Source organism: Gracilimonas tropica DSM 19535 (assembly GCF_000375425.1).
GTDB lineage: Bacteria > Bacteroidota > Rhodothermia > Balneolales > Balneolaceae > Gracilimonas > Gracilimonas tropica.
The window spans coordinates 1-2,304 of the sequence record NZ_AQXG01000037.1 but is presented as its reverse complement, the minus strand read 5'-3'; the positions used below and the strand labels follow the sequence as shown (position 1 = coordinate 2,304).

Below are 2,304 nucleotides of genomic sequence, written 5' to 3'. Positions count from 1 at the left end.
TCTGTATTCAAACGTCTCTCCGGGTTTAATTCCATCAAAACTTACTCCCGGAACTCCATCCATCTGAAACGGTAAAATTATGCCATGCCAATGAATAGATGTATCTTCATCCAGTTCATTTGTAACCCGGATTAGTATTTCTTCTCCTTCTTTCAACCGAATCAACGGGCCGGGCACTTGACCATTAATGGCCGTTGCTTGCGTCCTTTGTCCGTCAACCTCCAAAGGGATTTTACTAATCGTTAAATCCAGGACATTATCTTTACCCTGCGGGGTTAATATTTCTCTGGGTTGGTTATCAAAACCTGCAAATGCATAAGCAGGCAATACGGTACTTAACCCAGCGACTACACCCATAGAAGTCGTGTAGCGTAGAAATTCGCGACGAGAAATCGATTTCGACTCTTTACTCATTTATCTTGAATTTATTTTTAAGCTTTAAATAAGTTGGTGGTTGAATATTACTCATAGGCTTTGTACAGGCGCACAATATAAATGGGGAACCTTAAATTAAGCTTAAAACAAAGTTGTCACAGGAAATTTATATTAAGCTTTAAAAGCTCAGTAAACATTCAGATATATGTGGATACTATTAGTTGAAGACGAAAAGCAACTGGCAAACTCATTAAAAAGAGGATTGGAAGAAGAAGGATATGTAGTAGAAGTACAACACGATGGTGAAGAAGCGGAATTGCAGGGATTAGTGAATGATTACGATATAGTAATATTAGACTGGAGACTTCCAAATCGTGATGGAAAAGAGATTCTGGAACATTGGCGTAAAGAAGACCGGAACTTTCCGGTGTTAATGCTCACCGCGCTTGGTGATCTTGACCATAAAGTATCTGGTCTTGATGCCGGCGCCGATGATTATATGAGCAAACCCTTTTCTTTTGATGAGCTATTGGCACGAATTAGGGCGTTATCCCGGCGTTCTGCCGATATTTCAAATACCGAAATTGTGAAAATCGGCCCTATTGAAGTTGACGCACGAAGGCATAACGTAACGGTCGGTGGGATATCTCTTACTTTGCGACAAAAAGAGTTTGTTTTGCTCGAGTTGTTAATGACACATTTGGGAACTGTATTCTCAAAAACCCAGATTGCAGAGAGGGTTTGGGGATCGGCCTACTATGTATCCGATAATACCATAGAGGCGACTATTTCAACCCTGCGCCAAAAACTAAACGACACTTTTGAAGATATTGATACTTATAAACTTGGGAAAAATGATCAGATTATAGAAACCATTCGGGGAGCAGGCTATCGATTTAACATTGACTTATTTAAAGATCACAAGGATTCATGAAGCCTTCTTTTACTTTTTATAATGAGCTATCCATATCAAAAAAGCTGGCTTTATGGTATGGGTTCAGTTTATTTTTGATGCTTAGTTTGTTCGGATATTTTTTATACGAAACGTTTCATCAATCCATCCACCATAATTATGATCGTCACCTGCTGTTTGAAGCCGAACAGCTGCTTCCCTATATCCAGGCTGAAGATTCCCTTTCTATTGATTTGACGGACTACAGCAGGAATGAAGCCCTTAGAGGAGGAGTGGAGTATGGCACCTATGTTCGTTTATACGATCAAAAAGGCAACCTTATATATAATAGCCCAAACTTCTCATCTGTTGAAGAACCCCTTAAACGCCAGATCCCTAAAGAAACCCAGAATAATTCTTTCAGCAGTGAGTGGCAATCTTTGCCTGCTCGTACTCTTTACTATCCCATAGAAAACAAAAATGGAAGTCTTTGCGGTTGGCTGGAACTCACAGGCTTTGAATGGACCCTTCATGAAGAGTTAATCAGGTTCAGGCAGTATTTGTTTATTCTCATAGCGATAAGTGTTGGTTTATCTATACTCGGGGGGTATTGGCTATCAAGAAAAACATTGTCTCCAGTGTCTTCTATTATTGAGGCCGCGAAATCCATTACAGCCACTGATTTGGATAAGCGCATACCAGTTAATTATCAGGTCCGGGATGAGCTAACCGACCTGGCTGAGACCTTTAATATCATGCTCAATCGACTTCAACAGGGTTTTGAACGGGAAAAACGTTTTACTTCTGATGCCTCTCATGAACTTATGACTCCTCTCTCATCATTGCAAAGTGAGGCAGAAATTATGCTCAGAAAACCCCGTTCAAATGAAGAGTACCGGGAAACGATTGAACGAATGCTGGTGGAAGTGAGACGAATGAGTGAAATGGTACACTTGCTTCTTCAACTTTCCAGGGTAGAGTCAGTTCATCGGGCAAAACCGGATATTGTTAATTTAAGCCGTATAACAGAAATGATT

3 protein-coding genes are annotated in these 2,304 nt (G+C 40.3%); 2 read left to right on the top strand and 1 reads right to left on the bottom strand.

Translation table 11 applies throughout. The features are described from left to right. Positions 1-414: multicopper oxidase domain-containing protein (locus B151_RS0117390; protein WP_026166744.1), on the bottom strand; the 414-nt coding region annotated here is incomplete at its 3' end. A gap of 166 nt (positions 415-580) precedes the next feature. On the opposite strand from B151_RS0117390, the gene B151_RS0117385 reads away from it, so the two are divergent. Together B151_RS0117385 and B151_RS0117380 are read left to right on the top strand one after the other, a co-directional pair. Continuing rightward, positions 581-1,309, top strand: coding sequence for a response regulator transcription factor (locus tag B151_RS0117385; protein WP_020404909.1), 729 nt, complete (start codon positions 581-583; stop codon positions 1,307-1,309). Continuing rightward, on the top strand, positions 1,306-2,304 hold a 999-nt coding region (locus tag B151_RS0117380; protein ID WP_020404908.1), incomplete at its 3' end, for a histidine kinase dimerization/phospho-acceptor domain-containing protein. The genes B151_RS0117385 and B151_RS0117380, both read left to right, overlap by 4 nt.